The 18,668-nt window shown below is 58.7% G+C and carries 18 protein-coding genes; 11 read left to right on the forward strand and 7 right to left on the reverse strand.

Going from position 1 to position 18,668, the window contains the following annotated elements; translation table 11 throughout:
• The first annotated feature begins 171 nt into the window (after positions 1–171).
• Positions 172–825, forward strand: coding sequence for an HAD family hydrolase (locus IV01_RS13570; protein ID WP_032628435.1), 654 nt, complete (start codon positions 172–174; stop codon positions 823–825).
• A gap of 181 nt (positions 826–1,006) precedes the next feature.
• Positions 1,007–2,944: an acetyl-CoA hydrolase/transferase C-terminal domain-containing protein gene (locus IV01_RS13565; protein ID WP_032628436.1), complete on the forward strand. Its 1,938-nt coding sequence runs from the start codon at positions 1,007–1,009 to the stop codon at positions 2,942–2,944.
• A gap of 137 nt (positions 2,945–3,081) precedes the next feature.
• Here IV01_RS13565 and IV01_RS13560 read toward each other — a convergent pair whose 3' ends face one another.
• Positions 3,082–4,671: an ABC transporter substrate-binding protein gene (locus IV01_RS13560; protein WP_032628437.1), complete on the reverse strand. Its 1,590-nt coding sequence runs from the start codon at positions 4,669–4,671 to the stop codon at positions 3,082–3,084.
• Positions 4,672–5,036: 365 nt separating this feature from the next.
• Between IV01_RS13560 and rpmB the strand changes: the two genes are divergently transcribed.
• Complete coding sequence (gene rpmB, locus IV01_RS13555) at positions 5,037–5,270, forward strand: 50S ribosomal protein L28 (RefSeq protein WP_007920377.1); 234 nt, start codon at positions 5,037–5,039, stop codon at positions 5,268–5,270.
• 11 nt (positions 5,271–5,281) lie between these two features.
• Positions 5,282–5,437, forward strand: coding sequence for a 50S ribosomal protein L33 (gene rpmG / locus IV01_RS13550; RefSeq protein ID WP_003437824.1), 156 nt, complete (start codon positions 5,282–5,284; stop codon positions 5,435–5,437).
• A gap of 194 nt (positions 5,438–5,631) precedes the next feature.
• Here rpmG and IV01_RS13545 read toward each other — a convergent pair whose 3' ends face one another.
• Positions 5,632–5,835, reverse strand: a complete 204-nt coding sequence (locus tag IV01_RS13545; protein ID WP_032628438.1) for an I78 family peptidase inhibitor — start codon at positions 5,833–5,835, stop codon at positions 5,632–5,634.
• 83 nt (positions 5,836–5,918) lie between these two features.
• Positions 5,919–6,281 (reverse strand): cupin domain-containing protein, encoded by a 363-nt coding sequence (locus IV01_RS13540; RefSeq protein ID WP_032628439.1) that lies wholly within the window; start codon positions 6,279–6,281, stop codon positions 5,919–5,921.
• A 273-nt stretch (positions 6,282–6,554) separates the two neighbouring features.
• Between IV01_RS13540 and IV01_RS13535 the strand changes: the two genes are divergently transcribed.
• Together IV01_RS13535 and IV01_RS13530 are read left to right on the forward strand one after the other, a co-directional pair.
• Positions 6,555–8,048 (forward strand): aldehyde dehydrogenase, encoded by a 1,494-nt coding sequence (locus IV01_RS13535; protein ID WP_032628440.1) that lies wholly within the window; start codon positions 6,555–6,557, stop codon positions 8,046–8,048.
• Positions 8,049–8,245: 197 nt separating this feature from the next.
• On the forward strand, positions 8,246–9,394 hold the full coding sequence (locus IV01_RS13530; RefSeq protein ID WP_032628441.1) for an MFS transporter: 1,149 nt from the start codon (positions 8,246–8,248) through the stop codon (positions 9,392–9,394).
• Here the strand turns inward: IV01_RS13530 and IV01_RS13525 are convergent.
• Both IV01_RS13525 and IV01_RS13520 read right to left on the reverse strand, forming a co-directional pair.
• A complete protein-coding gene (locus tag IV01_RS13525) occupies positions 9,391–10,974 on the reverse strand; it encodes a phospholipase D family protein (protein ID WP_032628442.1) in 1,584 nt (527 codons plus the stop codon). The two genes, IV01_RS13530 and IV01_RS13525, sit on opposite strands and share 4 nt — an antisense overlap.
• A gap of 69 nt (positions 10,975–11,043) precedes the next feature.
• Entirely contained in the window at positions 11,044–12,462 is a 1,419-nt protein-coding gene (locus tag IV01_RS13520) for a PLP-dependent aminotransferase family protein (RefSeq protein ID WP_032628621.1), read from the reverse strand.
• Positions 12,463–12,638: 176 nt separating this feature from the next.
• Between IV01_RS13520 and IV01_RS13515 the strand changes: the two genes are divergently transcribed.
• Entirely contained in the window at positions 12,639–12,872 is a 234-nt protein-coding gene (locus IV01_RS13515; protein WP_032628443.1) for a DUF1127 domain-containing protein, read from the forward strand.
• Positions 12,873–13,122: 250 nt separating this feature from the next.
• On the opposite strand, the gene IV01_RS13510 is transcribed toward IV01_RS13515, so the two are convergent.
• The gene (locus IV01_RS13510; protein WP_032628444.1) at positions 13,123–14,436 is read right to left on the reverse strand and encodes an NAD(P)/FAD-dependent oxidoreductase; all 1,314 of its coding nucleotides are present in this window, start codon (positions 14,434–14,436) and stop codon (positions 13,123–13,125) included.
• Between the two features lie 142 nt (positions 14,437–14,578).
• Between IV01_RS13510 and IV01_RS13505 the strand changes: the two genes are divergently transcribed.
• Positions 14,579–14,932: a YkgJ family cysteine cluster protein gene (locus tag IV01_RS13505; RefSeq protein ID WP_032628445.1), complete on the forward strand. Its 354-nt coding sequence runs from the start codon at positions 14,579–14,581 to the stop codon at positions 14,930–14,932.
• Positions 14,933–15,064: 132 nt separating this feature from the next.
• Here the strand turns inward: IV01_RS13505 and IV01_RS13500 are convergent, their stop codons facing one another.
• Positions 15,065–15,553 carry an Lrp/AsnC ligand binding domain-containing protein gene (locus IV01_RS13500; protein ID WP_032628446.1) on the reverse strand — a complete coding sequence of 163 codons (489 nt, stop codon included), beginning with the start codon at positions 15,551–15,553 and terminating at the stop codon, positions 15,065–15,067.
• A gap of 157 nt (positions 15,554–15,710) precedes the next feature.
• Here IV01_RS13500 and dadA point away from each other — a divergent pair, with 157 nt between their 5' ends.
• From dadA to alr, 3 genes are all read left to right on the forward strand, one after another.
• Positions 15,711–17,012 (forward strand): D-amino acid dehydrogenase, encoded by a 1,302-nt coding sequence (gene dadA, locus IV01_RS13495; protein ID WP_032628447.1) that lies wholly within the window; start codon positions 15,711–15,713, stop codon positions 17,010–17,012.
• On the forward strand, positions 16,984–17,337 hold the full coding sequence (locus IV01_RS13490) for a RidA family protein (protein WP_032628448.1): 354 nt from the start codon (positions 16,984–16,986) through the stop codon (positions 17,335–17,337). The genes dadA and IV01_RS13490 overlap by 29 nt, the downstream gene beginning before the upstream one ends.
• Positions 17,338–17,473: 136 nt before the next feature.
• Positions 17,474–18,544: an alanine racemase gene (alr, locus tag IV01_RS13485; protein WP_032628449.1), complete on the forward strand. Its 1,071-nt coding sequence runs from the start codon at positions 17,474–17,476 to the stop codon at positions 18,542–18,544.
• The last annotated feature ends 124 nt before the right edge of the window (positions 18,545–18,668 follow it).

The raw sequence follows: 18,668 nt of genomic DNA on the forward strand, positions 1-18,668 counted from the left end.
GGAGAAAAAAGCGGCATAAACCGTAACCGGTGTCCGTGATTACTTGACCAGTTCAGCTTGCCCGCGATAAGGGCCGAAGGACCTTCGTTCAGAATCAACAGCGGTCTGCTGCGCAGCCCATCGCGGGCAAGCGCGCTCCTACAGCCGACTGAACAAACCATGGGAGTTTGCATGCACTACCAGAACATTCTGTTCGATCTGGACGGCACCCTGACCGATCCGCGGCTGGGGATCACTCGCTCAATCCAGTTCGCCCTTGAGCAATTGGGTATCGACGAGCCGGACCTGGCGCAGCTGGAACACTTCATCGGCCCGCCGCTGTTGCAGCAGTTCATGCACCAGTATGGCTTCGACGAGGCCAAGGCCTGGGAAGCCGTGGGCTTCTACCGGCAGCGCTTCAAGGTCACCGGGCTGTATGAAAACCTGGTGTTCGATGGCGTGTTTGAGCTGCTCGATGAGCTGGCCGATCAAGGCCGTACGCTCTATATCGCCACCTCCAAGCCCTGGGTCTTCGCCCATGAAATCGCCCGCCACTTCGACTTCGCCCGGCATTTCAAAATGATCTACGGAAGCGAACTGGATGGCACCCGCACCGACAAAGTCGAACTGATCGCCCATCTGATCGCCAACGAAAAGCTCGACCCAAAACAGACCCTGATGATCGGCGACCGCAAACACGACCTGATCGGCGGCCTGCGCAACGGCCTGGACGTCGCGGCGGTGGGGTATGGGTTTGGTAGCCGTGAAGAGTTGCAGGCTGAGAAACCGACTTATCACTTCAAGACATTGGCAGAGCTGCATACTGCGTTTTTGAAGGGTAAATAAAATCCTCGTTGGAGCGAGGCTTGCCCGCGAAGAACGATTACGCGGTGTATCTGCCCCACCGCGGTTGCCTGGTTCGCGGGCAAGCCTCGCTCCAACGGAGACGGGGTTTCTCCGCAGAAATGCAGCAAATCCACATGAATCCCGGTCCAACCTCCATCCAATAAAAGTCCAGGAGGATTCGATGTCGCAGTCCTGTTCCATTGATCAAGCCGTTGCCCATGTCATCGCGCAGTTGCCGACGCATATTCATATGGGCATTCCATTGGGGCTGGGCAAGCCGAATCGTTTCGTCAACGCGCTGTATGAGCGGATCAAACAGATGCCCGAGCGGCAACTGACGATCTATACCGCGCTGAGCCTGGGCCGTCCGCCGGTGGGTGATGGTTTGCAGGGCAGGTTCTTGCAGCCGTTTCTGGAGCGGGTGTTCGATGACTATCCCGAGCTTGAGTTTCTGGCGGATCTGCGCGCAGACAGCCTGCCCGCCAACATCCGTGTGCAGCAATTCTTCATGCAGCCCGGCAGTTTGCTCAACAGTACTTCGGCCCAGCAGGACTACATCAGCAGCAATTACAGCCATGCGGCACGGGATATCAATGCCAGCGGGTTGAATCTCATCGCGCAACTGCTGGCCCGGGACGAACAGCGTCCCGGCAAGCTGAGCCTGAGCTGCAACCCGGATGTCACCCTCGACTTGCTGCCGATGATTGCCAAACGCCGGGCAGCCGGGGAAACCATTCTGCTGTTGGGCCAGGTGCATGCCGACCTGCCATACATGCCCGGCGACTCGGAGCTGGACGAGGCGGACTTTGACTTCCTGATCGACGAAGACGAGCGCAGCACGCTGTTTTCCACGCCGAACATGCCGGTTGGCTTCCAGGATCACTTTATTGGCCTACACGCCAGCACCCTGGTGCGCGACGGCGGAACCTTGCAGATTGGCATCGGCTCCATGGGCGATGCGCTGACTGCTGCGCTGCTGGCCCGTCAAGCGGACAACGACACCTATCGTGCGGCGCTCAACGAGTTGAATATCAGCGACTGGCAAACCCTGATCGATCGCGAAGGTGGTTTGGGGCCCTTCGTTTCCGGGCTGTACGGCTGCAGTGAAATGCTGGTCAATGGCCTGCTGGTGCTGGTCGATGCCGGGATCATCCGACGCAGGGTTTATCCCGACATACCGCGCCAGCAGGAAGCCAACGCCGGCACTCTCGACGAATCGACCTATACCGATGGCGTCATGGTGCATGGTGGCTTCTTCCTCGGGCCGCAGAGTTTCTATCAGCGTTTGCGTGAGTTACCCGCCGAGCGACTGGGTCAGTTCAACATGACTGCCATCAGTTTCATCAACGAGCTCTATGGCGACGAGCAGCTCAAACGCCTGCAGCGCCGCGATGCGCGCTTCATCAACAGTGCGTTCACCGTGACGTTGATGGGTGCCGCGGTTTCCGATCAGCTGGAAGATGGCAGGGTAGTAAGCGGTGTCGGCGGCCAGTACAACTTCGTGGCCCAGGCTCATGCTCTGGAAGACGCGCGCTCGATTCTGATCCTGCGCAGCTGGCGTGAATCCGGCGGCGATGTAACGTCGAATATCGTTTGGGAGTACGGCCACACCACGATTCCGCGCCATCTGCGCGACATTGTGGTGACCGAGTACGGTATCGCCGACCTGCGTGGCAAGACCGACGCGGCGGTCATCGAAGCGATGCTCAACATCTGCGACTCTCGATTTCAACCAGGCCTGATCGAGCAAGCGCAGAAAATCGGCAAGCTGCCCAAAGACTTCCGACTGGACCCGCGCTTCGCGCACAACACCTCTGAACGCCTTCAGGAGATTGCTGAGCACTATTCGCAGTTATTTCCCGAATACCCTCTGGGTTGCGACTTCAATGCCGAGGAGCGCGATCTGCTGCGGGCGCTGAACTGGCTGGAAAGCAAGTTCAAGCTCACGGAGATCATCGAACTGGGCAAAGCCACCCTGGACGCACCAGAACCCGCCGCCTTCATGCCCCACCTGGAGCGCATGCAGCTCGCGGAGCCTCAAGGCTGGAAAGAGGAGTTGTATCAGCGGCTGCTGCTGGCGGGGTTGCAGAGTACGGTGCGCTCAGAGACGACGGAGTAAACCTGTGGGTTCGGTGACCCGTGGGAGCGAGCTTGCTCGCGAAGGCTGACCGTCCGACGATGAAACTCTATCGGATGTACTGGCTTCTTCGCGAGCAAGCTCGCTCCCACAAGTTCTTGATTACCGGAGTCTCCCTGCTACTTCACCTGCACCTTAAAGAAATCCTGACGACCAAACGGGCTGACCTGGTAACCGCTGACATCCTTGCGGGTGATGGCCGCAGCGGTTGGGTGCGCCAGTGGCAGCCACAAGGCCTGTTGTTGTATCTGCGCCTGCGCCTGCTGGTACAGCTTGCTGCGGGCCGCCTGGTCGCTGGTGGCTTTGCCGTCGGTGATCAGCTTGTCCAGTTTCGCATCGCAATAACGGGCGAAGTTGGTCCCGGACTTCACGGCAGCGCATGAGAATTGCGGCGTCAGGAAGTTATCCGGATCACCGTTATCGCCTGCCCAGCCCATGAACAGCAGATCATGCTCGCCCGCCTTGGCGCGACGAATCAGTTCGCCCCATTCGATGACTTTAATCTCAGCCTTGATGCCGACCTTGCTCAGATCCGCTTGCAACAGCTGTGCACCGAGGCTCGGGTTCGGGTTTAGCAGGCTGCCGGACGGGCGGGTCCAGATCGTAGTCTTGAAACCATCCTTGTAACCAGCTTTGGCCAGCAATTCCTTGGCTTTGGCGGCGTCATGCTTGTAGCCCGGCAAGTCTTTGGCGTAGCTCCAGGTGTTCGGCGGGAATGGGCCGTTGGCCGGTTCCGCCGTGCCTTCGAACACGGCCTTGAGGTAGCTGTCCTTGTCGAATGCGAGGTTCACGGCCTGGCGTACCTCAGCCTTGTCGAACGGCGGATGCTGGCTGTTGATTGCCAGGAACGCCGTCATGAAGGCTTCGGTTTTTTCGATTTTCAAAGCTGGGTCTTTCGCCGCTTCCTGAATGTCCAGTGGCTTGGGAGAAAGCGTGATCTGGCATTCGTTCTGGCGAATTTTCTGCAGGCGCACGTTGGCGTCCGGGGTAATGGCGTAGATCAGGGTGTCGACCCCAGGCTTGCCAGCGAAATAGTCCGGGTTGGCGGCGTAACGGACAACGGCGTCTTTCTGGAAGCGCTTGAACACGAACGGCCCGGTGCCGATTGGCTGACTGTTGAGCAGCTCCGGCTTGCCGGCCTTGAGCAGTTGCGCGGTGTATTCAACTGAATAGATCGAGGCAAAGCCCATGCTCAAGGTCGCGAGGAAGGTCGAATCCGGGTGATCAAGGGTAAAGCGCACGGTCAGCGGGTCCGGCGCGTCGATTTTCTTGATCAGCGCGGGCAGCTGCATGGATTGCGCGTGGGGGAAGCCACTCTGCGCAACCTTGTGCCACGGATTCTGCGGATCGAGCATGCGTTGGAAACTGAACATCACATCATCGGCGTTCAGTTCACGCGTCGGGGTGAAGTAATCGGTGTGATGGAATTTCACTCCAGGATGCAGCTTGAATTCATATGTCAGGCCATCTGGGGAAACCGTCCAGCTCTGCGCGAGGCTCGGCACCAGCTTGCCGCTCTGGGCATCGAAGTCCACCAGACGGTTCATCAGCACATCCGCCGACGCGTTGGTGGTGGTCAGCGAGTTGTACTGCACAACGTCGAAGCCTTCAGGGCTGGCCTCGGTACAAACGCTCAAGGAGGTCGCGGCCTGGGCCATCACCGGGAACAACAAAGGAGCGAGCAAAAATGGTATCGCAGCAAGACGCATGGCTAGATTCCTGTTCAGAAAAGGGCCCCATCTGCTGGCGCAGTCTGGTGAGTGAGTTACCCTAGACCATGCGCTGGCACAGAACAATCTCCATGACCCGACCGGCGGTAGATTTGCTATCAACCCGCACAACCGCCAGACTGCCGGGCTGAAGGCGCTGCGCCGTGAGAGGTAAAGTGCTTTGCCTGTTGTGACACCAAAGCCTTTCTGGTATAAAGCAGCGCTCTTTTCTAGGGGCCCGGTTCCTTCACTGTAGGTGTAGCCGGTAAGACCCTTAAAGAAACGCGGCGCCTGGCGCCAAATGACTGAGAGATTAAGCGGCCAACCCATGCCGGGTTGGGCATGTGGTTTTAGAGGGCTGAGGCATGTCGAGAGTATGTCAAGTTACCGGTAAGGGTCCGGTGACTGGGAATAACATTTCCCACGCAAACAACAAAACCCGTCGTCGTTTCCTGCCAAACCTGCAGCATCACCGCTTCTGGGTTGAAGAAGAGAAACGTTTTGTTCGTCTGCGCGTATCTGCCAAAGGCATGCGTATCATCGACAAGCGCGGCATCACTGTCGTTCTTGCTGAACTCCGTCGCGACGGCAAAATTTAAGGGAGAAAGTCATGCGTGAATTGATCCGTTTGGTGTCGAGCGCTGGTACAGGCCATTTCTACACCACCGATAAGAACAAGCGCACCACTCCGGACAAAATCGAAATCAAAAAATTCGATCCGCGGGTTCGCAAGCACGTGATCTACAAAGAAGCCAAAATCAAGTAATTGATTTTTCTTCTTGTGAAAAAGGCCCGTATCTCACGATACGGGCCTTTTTTATTGCAATTATTCTGACCCTGTAGAAGCTCACGAGCACCGCGGGGCAGCGATAGCGATTTGTCTGACACACCGCCATCGCTGGCCTCGTAACCTCGGTGAGCTCCTACAGGGTTTGCGTTTCTCCAGAGAGAAAGCCTCGATCAACCAAAGCTGAACGCCGCAATACGACCCGCACCATCAATGTCGACAGTGATCCGATCGATGTCGAACTCCCGGGTGACGAAATCCTTCGAGCTGACCACGCGCTCGCGAGCCGTCAATTCGCCGATGTATGCCTTTACGGTGGATACGTAGCGGCTGCCGATCAGGTAGTGCAGTTGCTGGATGATTTCTTCATTGGTCATGACATAGTCCTTTATGTGTGTTGAATGTCCCTCATGGACGCCCTCAGAGTCCTCCCCTTACGCCAACTGCGTGCGGTACATATTTATGGTTTTTGCTCGAAAACCACATAAATTTTCCTGCATGGCTCCAGCACTTCCCAAGTCCCTCTGAACCCCGCCGGGATCACAAAGCGATCACCTGCGCGCAGGGTTTTCGACTGGCCCTGTTCGTCGCGCAGCACCGAAACGCCCTGAACGATTTCGCAGTATTCATGCTCGGTGTAGTTGACCGACCACTGCCCGACTTCGCCTTCCCACACGCCCGCGTTCATTTGTCCGCAGGGGCTGTTGTAATGGTTGTAGACGGTCTGTTCAGGGTCGCCTTTGAAAACTTTTTCCGCGGCAGGGCGATAGTGCTCGGGCGCGGTGCCAGCTTCACTGAAGTCCACGATGCTTTCGATAGTCATTTCTTCCCCTCGCGGTAGATGGAGTGTTGGTGGTTTGATGCGGCGTTAAGGCAATGGTGCCAAAACCAGACACAGACATGTTGTATAAAACGAACATTACGCCACCATTTCGGGGCGTTTCAGCTTCCTCTGTCAAAGATATTGGAAATCGCCGTATCACTGGTTTAGGGTGGTGAGTGCCGTTGCTTGAGCGCGACGAATTGCAGATGACCTGTCTTTGCCTCTGATTCGCCGCCCCTGAACACCTTAATCGATAGAGCGGAGGACATACGAATGACCACCCTAAGCCATGCTGACTGGGAAAAACGCGCCAAGGACCTGAAGATTGAGGGCCGCGCGTTTATCAATGGCGAATACACCGACGCTGCATCGGGCGAGACCTTCGAATGCATCAGCCCGGTTGATGGCCGCCTGCTGGCCAAAGTCGCCAGCTGCGACAGCGCCGACGCCCAGCGCGCCGTCGAAAGCGCACGCAAGACGTTCAATTCGGGTGCCTGGTCGCGTCTGGCACCGGTCAAGCGCAAGGCCGCCATGCTGCGCTTCGCTGCTCTGCTGAACAAGAACGTGGAAGAGCTGGCTCTGCTGGAAACCCTGGACATGGGCAAGCCTATCAGTGACTCCTTCAGCATCGACATCCCCGGCGCTGCCCAAGCCCTGAGCTGGAGCGGCGAGGCCATCGACAAGCTGTATGACGAAGTGGCTGCAACCCCTCACGACCAGCTCGGCTTGGTCACCCGCGAAGCCATCGGCGTGGTGGCGGCCATCGTGCCGTGGAACTTCCCGCTGTTGATGGCCTGCTGGAAACTCGGCCCAGCACTGTCCAGCGGTAACTCCGTGGTGCTCAAGCCTTCGGAAAAATCCCCACTGACCGCGATTCGCATTGCTCAGCTGGCGATTGAAGCGGGCATCCCGGCAGGCGTGCTCAACGTCGTACCAGGTTACGGCCACACTATCGGCAAGGCGCTAGCGCTGCACATGGATGTGGACACTGTCGTATTCACCGGCTCGACGAAAATTGCCAAGCAGCTGCTGGTCTATTCCGGCGAATCGAACATGAAGCGCGTCTGGCTGGAAGCGGGCGGCAAGAGCCCGAATATCGTGTTCGCCGATGCTCCGGACTTGCAGGCCGCAGCGGAATCCGCCGCCAGCGCCATCGCCTTCAATCAGGGCGAAGTCTGTACTGCAGGCTCGCGTCTGCTGGTAGAGCGCTCGATCAAGGACAAATTCCTGCCGATGGTCATCGAGGCCCTCAAAGGCTGGAAGCCAGGCAATCCGCTGGACCCGGCTACGACAGTGGGCGCGCTGGTCGACACTCAACAGATGAATACCGTGTTGTCGTACATCGAAGCCGGGCATTCGGACGGTGCCAAGCTGGTGGTCGGCGGCAAGCGCATCCTTCAGGAAACTGGCGGCACTTACGTTGAGCCGACGATTTTCGATGGCGTGACCAATGCCATGAAGATCGCTCAGGAAGAGATTTTCGGCCCGGTATTGTCAGTATTGACCTTCGACACCGCTGAAGAAGCCATTCAGATCGCCAACGACACGCCTTACGGGCTGGCTGCTGCGGTCTGGACCTCCAATCTGTCCAAAGCCCACCTGACCGCCAAAGCGTTGCGTGCCGGCAGCGTGTGGGTCAACCAGTACGACGGCGGCGACATGACCGCGCCGTTCGGTGGCTTCAAGCAATCGGGCAACGGCCGCGACAAATCCCTGCATGCGTTCGATAAATACACCGAACTGAAAGCGACGTGGATTAAGTTGTAAGTCCACGACTAAACACATGTGGGAGCGGTGCTTGCCCGCGATAAGGTTTTGGTGATCTGCCTTAGGATTGCGTCCAGCCTTATCGCGGGCAAGCACCGCTCCCACAGAGTTGATCATCCGACACTATGCATGTAGCCGGGCCTCCGATAAGGAGCCCGGCTTTGTCGTCTTGGCCCTTTGATCCACAGGAGCGCGGAATGCGTTGGGGTACTTATTTTGCGGTACTGGCGTCGGTGCTGTCCGTCGGCCTCGCGCTGGGTGTCAGCATGCCTCTGGTGTCGCTGCGGCTGGAAAGCTGGGGCTATGGCTCGTTCGCCATTGGCGTGATGGCAGCGATGCCTGCCATCGGCGTGCTACTTGGCGCCAGCCTGGCCAGTGGCTTGGCTGCACGTTTCGGAACGGCGGCGTTGATGCGCTACTGCCTGTGGGCCGGGGCGCTGTCGGTTGGCTTGCTGGCGTTGCTGCCCTATTACTCCGTGTGGCTGATCCTGCGGCTGATGCTCGGGGTGATTCTCACCATCGTGTTTATTCTCGGCGAAAGCTGGATCAACCAACTGGTGGTCGAAAAGTGGCGTGGTCGACTGGTCGCGCTGTACGGCAGCACCTACGCCTTGTGCCAACTGGCAGGGCCCTTGCTGCTGGGTGCACTGGGGACCGAGCATGACACCGGCTTCTGGGTCGGCGTCGGGCTGCTGGTCTGCTCACCATTCCTGTTGCTGGGCCGCAGCGGCGCGCCAAGTGCCGATGCTTGCCGAGTTACCTTCATTGATCTGGCCGGCTTCTGCCGCTCCATGCCTGCCATCGCCTGGGCGGTTGCGCTGTTTGCTGCGTTCGAAGCCCTGATACTGACGTTATTGCCGATTTACTGCCTGCGCCAGGGCTTCACCCCGGAAGTCGCACTGGCGATGATCAGCACGGTGGTGGTGGGCGATGCGTTGTTGCAGCTGCCGATTGGCGCGCTGGCGGACAAGGTATCGCGACGCACGCTGTTTTCCAGCTGCGCAATGGCTTTGATGGTATCCAGCCTGCTGGTCCCGCTACTGGTCGATACCGTGCTGATCTGGCCACTGTGGGTACTATTCGGCGCCAGTGCCGGTGGTTTGTTCACCTTGTCGCTGATTCTGATCGGCGAACGTTATCGCGATGACGCGCTGGTGCGCGCCAATGCTCATGTGGCGCAACTCTGGGGCATCGGCTGCCTGCTGGGCCCTCTGGCGGCGGGTGCAGGCAGCCAGTGGGTGAGCGGCCAGGCGTTGCCGCTGCTGATGGCAGCAGGCGCGTTCGGGCTGGTACTGCTGTCGCAGCGGCGCGGAGCGTTCGGGGTTCAGCCAGCTGCAGCAGCTTAGAGCATCTTCTCCAGGCCAACCGCCCGGCTGAACCAGGCGTTGAAGCGCCGCCACTTGTCGCCGGGCTCTTTGTGCAGGGTGTGGATTTTGCCGTTATCTTCGGTAACCCACACCACCTGCCCACCTTCCAGCTTGGCCTGATAACTCAGGTCTGGCGCCATGCCCTGCAAAGCCAACTCGCGCAGGCTTTCGGTCAGCTGTGGACTGTCCACCAGGACGCCCACCTCTGTGTTCCACAGCACTGAGCGCGGATCGAAGTTGAACGAGCCGACGAAAGATTTCTGGCGATCAAAGATCATCGCCTTGCTGTGCAGACTGGAGTCCGAACCGCCACCAAAGGTGCCTTTGCTGAAAAGGTGAGGTCCGCTGCCGCCGCCACTGCTACCCGGATCTCCGGGCTGACGGCGTAACTCGAACAACTTCACCCCATGCTCCAGCAGCTCCTGACGATAAGGCGCGTAACCGCCGTGCACGGCGGGCACGTCTGTGGCTTCAAGGGAATTGGTCAGCAAGCTCACGGCAACACCCGCATCTGCGCGGCCGGTGAGGTAGTGCAGGCCTTCTTCGCCCGGCACAAAGTAAGCCGAGACCAAAATCAGTTCCTGCTTAACGTTGGCCAGTTCCGGCACCAGTTGAGTGGTCAGCAGCAAATGGGGGTCAGGCTCGCCACGGGCCAGGACTTTGGTCGGGGCATCCCACAGCGCCTGGTTATGAGCCCAGACCAGCTCATTGAGCCAGATTTTCATACGCGGCTGGGTCTGATACGTCATCAGGCGATCATAAAGCGCGTGGTGCTTTTGCCTCGATTCCTCCAGCGAAGCTTCAAGGCGTTTGCGCGACTTGGCCAGGTCGCGAACCGTTGGCAAGAAGTACATGAACTCGGCGATGGGCTTGCTCAGGGTGCTGTTCCAGTACTGATCGAAACTGTGGCCGAGCTGTTGAGCCACCGGACCGACGCTGAGCATGTCGATATCGGTGAAGTTGAGGTTTTCTTCGGCGTCGAAATATTCGTCGCCCAGATTGCGCCCACCAACGATTGCCGCACTACTGTCCGCCAGAAACAGCTTGTTGTGCATCCGCCGATGCTGGCGAGACAAGTTGAACAGTCGGCCCATGGTGCGAGTAACGCCGGTTTCACGCCCCAGGCTCTGGGGGTTGAACAGGCGAATCTGAATGTTCGGATGCGCCGCCAGCGTGGCGATGGCCTGATCCAGCCCATCACTGGTGGTGTCATCAAGCAGAATGCGCACCCGCACGCCGCGGTCGGCAGCCTTGAGCAATTCATCGATCAGGGCCCGGGTACTCAGGCCGTCATGGACGATGTAGTACTGCAAATCCAGGCTGCTGCGCGCATTGCGAATCAGTTCAGCGCGGGCCATGAAGGCTTCGGTGCTGTTGGAGAGCAGGCGGAAACCCGAGCGACCTTCGTGGGGCATCGCCATCGATTGAATCGAACGGCCGAAAGCCGAGTCCGAAGGCGGTAACGCCTGGCTCGGTTCATTGGGGACGCTGGTATGGGCGCAGCCACTGACACACAACACAACCAACAGACAGAAGGGCAGTGCCCATGTGTTCTTCAAATTAATCACCCGGAAGGTACAACATGTCGATATGACCGCTAAAAGCCGGGAAAAGTTACCGAACGCGGATCATTCTTCTTCGATCAACCTGAAGATGGTTGCCCCCACCTTGCTTACGGCAGCCTCAACCTCAGGGGACGCCTTGGCGGCGAAATTCATGCGCAGGCAATTACGGTATTTGCCGGAAGCGGAAAAAATGCTGCCGACCGCGATTTGTACATTTTGCGCGAGCAGTGCGCGATTGAGCCGCAGCGTATCAAAATCCTCAGCCAGTTCGATCCACAGCATGAAGCCGCCTTGAGGACGGCTGACTCTTGTCCCCTCTGGGAAGTAGCGCATCACCCAATCAATCATCTGGTCACGGCCGCGCTGGTACTGGGTGCGCATGCGCCGCAGATGCGGCTCGTAATGTCCGTTGGCGAGAAAATCCGCAACCGCCAACTGCGGCTGTGGCGCGGTGGAACCGGTGCCGATGTATTTCATGTGCAGCACCCGTTCAAGGTAGCGACCGGGTGCGACCCAGCCCACCCGCAAGCCCGGAGCGAGGGTCTTGGAAAACGAACTACAGAGCAGCACACGGCCATCTTCGTCGAAGGATTTAATGGTCCGCGGGCGTGGATAGCTGAACGCCAGATCGCCATACACATCGTCTTCGATGATCGCCACATCGAACCGTTGGGCCAGGGTCAGCAGTGCACGCTTGCGGCTTTCCGGCATGACATAGCCCAAGGGGTTATTGCAGCTAGGGGTCAACTGTATGACTTTGATCGGCCACTGCTCCAGCGCCAACTCAAGTGCCTCAAGGCTGATACCGGTCAGTGGGTCGGTGGGGATCTCCAGCGCTTTCATGCCCAAGCCCTTGAGGGTCTGCATCGCGCCGAAAAAACTCGGTGAGTCCACTGCGACAATATCCCCCGGCTCACAGATCGCCCGCACACTGGCCGACAGTGCTTCATGGCAACCGGCGGTAATCAGCAGGTCATTGGCGGTCAGATTGCAGCCCGAATCCAGCAACACCCGAGCGATCTGCTCACGAAGTGTCTGGTTACCCTGAATGCTGTCGTAATACAGAGCAGACAAGCCTTCATCCCTGGCGATCTTGCCGAAGGCGCGCATCAGTGGCCGCAAGGTCGGGCTGGTGACGTCAGGCATGCCGCGACCCAATTGCACCAAACCAGGGATGGTCTTGGTACGCATCAGGTCCAGCACCTGATCCCATTGCGAAATATCCACCGGCCGTTGCGCCGGGCGACCAATCACCGGCAACGCCGGAACAGCACGGCTGGCCGGGACAAAATAGCCGGACTTGGGCTTGGGGAGCGCGAGGCCGTTGTCTTCCAGGACGCGATAAGCCTGCTGCACTGTGCTTAGACTCACGCCGTGCTCGACGCTCAGTGCCCGCACTGAAGGCAGCCGGTCGCCGGGCCGATAGAAGCCGTTTTCAATGCGGGTACCAAGCAATTCGGCAAGATTGACGTAGAGGGTCACGGGCATACTCTCGATAATTTGCAAAAGCAAAGCCATACAGATCTGCGAAAAATACAGCATTCAGCCGCCATTCTGAAAGCTCTGTATGCAAATAAATAGATTTGTTTGGATCTGTAACGGTTTCGCGCCCGGATTCATTATGGACCCCACACCACAACATGATGAGGGTTGGGAAAATGAACGGGTTCAGCGATGTGCGGTTAACGCTTTACAGCCAGGAATTGAGCGAAGGGCGAGCAGTGGTCATGAAGACCGCAAGCGCACCGAAGCTCGGCCGCTGGGCGCTCTACCGTCACCGCTGGATGTCCCGGAAAGTGCTGCTCAGCCTGACGGAAGACGAACTGCGAGATATCGGCCTGACTGGCGGACAGGCGATGCGCGAGGGCTTGAAAGCGTTCTGGAGGGAGTGATTCTCGCAGCCGTAACAAATCTTTGTGGGAGCGAATTCATTCGCGAAGAGGCAAGTACAGCTGCAAGAGATTCCTCGTATGTACGGCCGCTTTCGCGAATGAATTCGCTCCCACAGGGTCGGCATTCTTCCTGTCACACCTCGATTCTGTAGGAGCGCGCTTGCCCGCGATGACGCTTTCCAAAGCGACTAATGTGCCGTCTTTGAAATCGCATCGCGGGCAAGCGCGCTCCTACAGATAGGGATCAGGTTCACCTCAATTCCTTCAAACGATGCCACAACATCCCCAGCGCCAGCAGCGGCGAGCGCAGGTGCTTGCCGCCCGGGAAGGTGATGTGCGGAACCTTGGCGAACAATTCGAAACCATCGCTGTGCTGACCGGCGATGGCTTCGCCCAGCAGTTTGCCCGCCAGATGCGTGGCGTTCAGCCCATGGCCGGAATACGCCTGGGCATAGAACACATTGGGCTGATCCTTGAGCCGCCCGATCTGAGGCAGCCGGTTAGCGCCAATGCCAATCATGCCACCCCACTGATAATCAATCTTCACACCTGCCAGCTGCGGAAACACCTTGAGCATCTTCGGCTGCATGTAAGCGGCGATGTCTTGCGGGTCACGCCCGGAATAATGGCAGGCGCCCCCGAAGAGCAACCGGCGATCCGCCGAGAGCCTGAAGTAATCAACGGTCACCCGCTGATCACAGACCGCCATGTTTTGCGGCAATATTTGTCGTGCCTGCGCTTCGCTCAATGGCTCGGTGGCGATGATGTAACTGCCGGCAGCCAATACCTTGCCGCTCAATTGCGGATTAAGGTCATTCAAATAAGCGTTGCAGGCCAGCACCAGGGTTTTTGCCCGCACCACGCCTTGTGCAGTGTGAACTTTGACCTGTGGGCCGTAATCGATGCGGGTCACTGCCGACTGCTCGAAGACCTGGACACCCAGCGACTGCGCCACAGCAGCCTCGCCCAATGCCAGGTTGAGCGGGTGCAGATGCCCGGAGCCCATGTCGATCATGCCGCCCACATAGCGATCAGAACCGACAACGCTGCGCATCTCGCTGGCTTCCAGCAATTGCAGCGGATGGCGGTAGCCGAGGCTGCGCAGTTCTTCGGCATCTTCCGCCAGGCCAATCAGATCACGGGGTTTGTTGGCCAGATCGCAATAACCCCAGGTCAGGTCGCAATCGATGCCATAACGCTCGACGCGCTGGCGCACGATCTCCACGGCTTCGAGGCCCATCAGCTTGAACTGGCGAACACCCTCGGCACCCACCACGTCAGCAAACTGATCCAGCCCATGGCCTACGCCGCGAATCAATTGCCCGCCGTTCCGACCGCTGGCGCCCCAACCGATTTTGCGAGCTTCGAGCAACACTACGCTCAGGCCTCGTTCGGCCAGTTCGATAGCGGTGTTCAGTCCGGAAAAGCCGCCGCCCACCACGCAGACGTCGGCCTGCAACTCACCCTGCAACGGCGGATAATCCGGCTTTGGGTGGCTGCTGGCGGCGTAATAGGATGCAGCGTGTTGCGCGCTGGTGATCGCAGATTGAACGCGGGCGTTCATAGGGTTATCCCGTTGCAGGTGTCTGAAAACGTCAGGGAGGATAAGCCGCAGATCCGATGGCGGGCAAGGTTCGGTCCAGCGGCGCTGTATCGGCGGGGGTATCTGAGGCAGAATCGCGCCCATTCACAGCGGGTAGGATTCAATGAGTTGTAACAGTCAGAAAATTCGTACATTGCGCCAGCAGATCCCCACTTTCGAGTGCGTCCCAGGCTGTCATGACTGCTGCGGACCGGTCACCACCTCGCCGGAAGAAATGTCTCGCTTGCCGCGCAAGACCGCTGCCGAGCAAGACGCCGCCATGGACGAACTCAACTGCGTACACCTGGGCCCCAACGGCTGCACCGTCTACGACGAACGCCCGCTGATTTGCCGCCTGTTCGGCACCACCCCGACCTTGCCTTGCCCCAACGGTCGGCGGCCGGTGGAATTGATTCATCCACGGGTTGAAAAGCAGATACACGAGTACATGGCGTCGACCCGACAGGTGTTGGTTTAACGCCGGCAAGGGAATGTGACGACGTGGGACCGGCTTCAGCCGGGAAGAGGCCTGAACATCCACTCCATATCTATCGTCCCGTATGCCGCCTTCCCGGCTGAAGCCGGTCCCACGTCGTTGCATGGACATGCGTTACTCTGCAATCGGCAGATTAAGGCTCTCCTTCACCTCTTCCATCACGATATAGCTCTTGGACTCCCGCACATGGGGCAGTTTGAGCAGGATATCGCCCAACAGTTTGCGATACGAGGCCATCTCCGAGATACGCGCCTTGACCAGGTAATCGAAGTCCCCCGACACCAGATGGCATTCCAGAACGTGGGGCAGTTTGAGCACCGCGCGGCGGAATTCCTCGAAGGTGTCGCCTGACTTGTAGTCCAGGCTGATCTCGACGAACACCAGCAGGCTAGCCTTCAGTGCTTGCGGGTTCAGGCGGGCGTTGTAGCCCATGATGATGCCTTCGCGCTCCAGACGCCGGACCCGTTCGGTACAAGGCGTCGTCGACAATCCCACCCGCTCGCCGAGCTCAGTGAACGAGATTCTGCCGTCTGCCTGGAGGATGCGCAGGATGCTGCGATCAATCTTGTCCAGCTCGCGTTTGGACTGATGCTGGGTGCGCATGGGTTAACCACCTCTATCAAAGGCTTCTTTGCCGAGAATTACCGCCAAATATAGGTGGTTATATAGTGAAAAGCACTGCCCTTCGCTGCATATACTGCCTACATCCTTGCTTAAAACTTCAAAACGTCAGCGGATATCCGCGATGGGGTAAATCGACATGCGCGTTCTGGTCCTTGGTAGTGGTGTGATCGGTACGACAAGTGCCTATTATCTGGCCCGAGCGGGCATGCAGGTGACTGTAGTCGATCGTCAGCCAGCGGCGGCGATGGAAACCAGTTTCGCCAACGCAGGCCAGGTTTCGCCAGGTTATGCATCGCCTTGGGCAGCGCCCGGCGTGCCGCTCAAAGCCATCAAATGGCTGTTGCAGCGTCATGCTCCACTGGCGATAAAAGCCACTGCGGATATCGACCAATACCTGTGGATGGCGCAAATGCTGCGCAACTGCACGGCCAGCCGCTATGCCGTCAACAAAGAGCGCATGGTTCGCTTGTCCGAATACAGCCGCGACTGCCTCGATGAGCTGCGCGCTGAAACCGGCATCGCTTATGAAGGCCGCACCCTGGGCACTACTCAGCTGTTCCGCACTCAGGAGCAACTGGACAACGCCGCCAAAGACATTGCCGTTCTTCAGCAATCCGGTGTGCCCTACGAGCTTCTTGATCGCGCCGGTATTGCCCGGGTTGAACCCGCGCTGGCAGGGGTGACCAACATTCTGGCGGGCGCTTTGCGTCTGCCCAACGACCAGACCGGCGATTGCCAGATGTTCACCACGCGCCTGGCTGACATGGCCGCGAATCTGGGTGTCGAATTCCGTTATAACCAGTCCATCGAGCGCATCGACTTTGCAGGCGATCGCATCAATGGCGTGTGGATCGACGGCAAGCTGGAAACCGCCGATCGCTATGTCCTGGCGCTGGGCAGTTACTCGCCGCAGTTGCTCAAGCCACTGGGTATCAAGGCACCGGTCTACCCGCTCAAGGGTTACTCGCTGACTGTGCCGATCACTGATCCGGCCATGGCCCCGACTTCGACTATCCTCGACGAGACTTACAAAGTCGCAATCACCCGCTTCGACAACCGCATCCGGGTGGGCGGCATGGCTGAAATTGCTGGGTTTGACCTGTCGCTGAATCCGCGTCGGCGAGAGACGCTGGAGATGATCGTCAACGACCTCTATCCTCGGGGCGGGGATTTGCAGCAGGCCGATTTCTGGACCGGTCTGCGTCCGACCACCCCGGACGGCACGCCGATTGTCGGTGCCACGCCGTTCCGCAACCTGTTCCTCAATACCGGTCACGGCACGCTGGGCTGGACCATGGCCTGCGGCTCGGGTCGTTTGCTTGCCGACCTGATTGCGCGTAAAACCCCACAGATCAGCGCCGCCGGCCTCGATATTTCTCGTTATGGCAGTACCAAGGAGATCGCAAAAAATGTCCATCCAGCGCCAGCTCACCAATGAGCGCATGAGCCAGATCGTCGTTCACAATGGCACCGTATACCTCGCGGGCCAAGTGGGAGACGATATGGCCGCCGGGATTGAGCAGCAGACTCGCGAAACCCTGGGCAGCATCGAGCGCTTGCTGGATCTGGCGGGCACCGACAAGAGTCGTATCCTGTCGGTCACGATCTACCTCAAGGACATCGATGCCGACTTCGCTGGCATGAACAGTATCTGGGACCAATGGCTGCCCAAAGGCGTCGCTCCGGCACGCGCAACCGTGGAAGCCAAACTCTGCGAACCGGAAATTCTGGTTGAGTTGTCGGTTGTGGCGGCGTTGCCTTAAACGCAAATCAAATCTGTAAGAGCGAGCTTGCTCGCGATAGCGTTTTTTCAGAAAAAGAACATGTCGCACCCACCGACGCTATCGCGAGCAAGCTCGCTCCTACATTTAATTCTTACCCGACCTAGAACCACACACCATGCGTCCAGCTCGCGCCATTATCGATCTTCAAGCCCTGCGTCATAACTACCAGCTCGCCCGCGAAACGGCAGGTGCCAAGGCCCTTGCCGTCATCAAGGCCGATGCCTATGGCCATGGCGCGGTGCAGGTTGCCCAGGCCCTTGAGGCCGACGCCAATGGTTTTGCCGTTGCCTGTATCGAAGAGGCGCTGGAGTTGCGGGCAGCCGGTATCCGCGCGCCGATCCTGCTGCTGGAAGGCTTTTTCGAAGCCGATGAGCTGGATTTGATCGTCGAGCATGACTTCTGGTGCGTGGTGCATTCGTTATGGCAGCTGGAAGCCATCGAACAGGCCAGCGTGCGTAAGCCCCTGGTGGTGTGGCTCAAGCTGGACTCAGGCATGCATCGTGTCGGTCTGCATCCGAAAGACTTTCAAGCCGCTTATCAGCGTCTGCTGGCCAGCGGGAAAGTGGCAAAGATTGTGCTCATGAGCCATTTCGCTCGCGCCGACGAGCCCGATTGCCCCAGCAGCAACGAGCAGTTGGCCGTATTCGAAGCTGCCCGCAAGGGCATGGCTGCAGAAATCAGCCTGCGCAATTCGCCAGCGGTAATGGCTTGGCCGAACGTGCCCAGCGACTGGGTCCGCCCCGGCATCATGCTCTACGGCGCAACGCCTTTCGATCAACCTCAAGCGGTGGCCGATCAGTTGCAGCCGGTAATGACTCTGGAATCCAAGGTCATCTGCGTGCGTGAATTGCCTGCCGGGGAGCCAGTCGGCTATGGCGCGACTTTTGTCACCGAGCGCGCCAGCCGGATCGGCGTGGTGGCCATGGGTTACGCAGATGGTTATCCACGCGAAGCTGCCACGGGTACGCCGGTGTGGATCGATGGGCAGCCAAGTCAGCTGCTGGGCCGGGTCTCGATGGACATGCTCTGCGTGGACTTGAGCCATCTGCCGACTTCAGGCCTGGGCAGCCGAGTCGAACTCTGGGGCAAAAATGTCCTGGCCAGCAAGGTAGCCGCCCACGCTGGGACCATTCCGTATCGGATTTTCTGCAACTTGCGGCGGGTGCCAAGGGTTTATCAGGGCTGACATCGTCATCGCGGGCAAGCGCGCTCCTACAGGCGCCCTGTCCGTAGGAGCGCACTTGCCCGCGATGACGTCATTAGCCATTACACACTTCCATAAGACGAATACCTGAACTCCCGCCAGTCCC

Origin of the sequence: Pseudomonas syringae (assembly GCF_000737245.1) — a bacterium.
Lineage (GTDB): Bacteria > Pseudomonadota > Gammaproteobacteria > Pseudomonadales > Pseudomonadaceae > Aquipseudomonas > Aquipseudomonas syringae_J.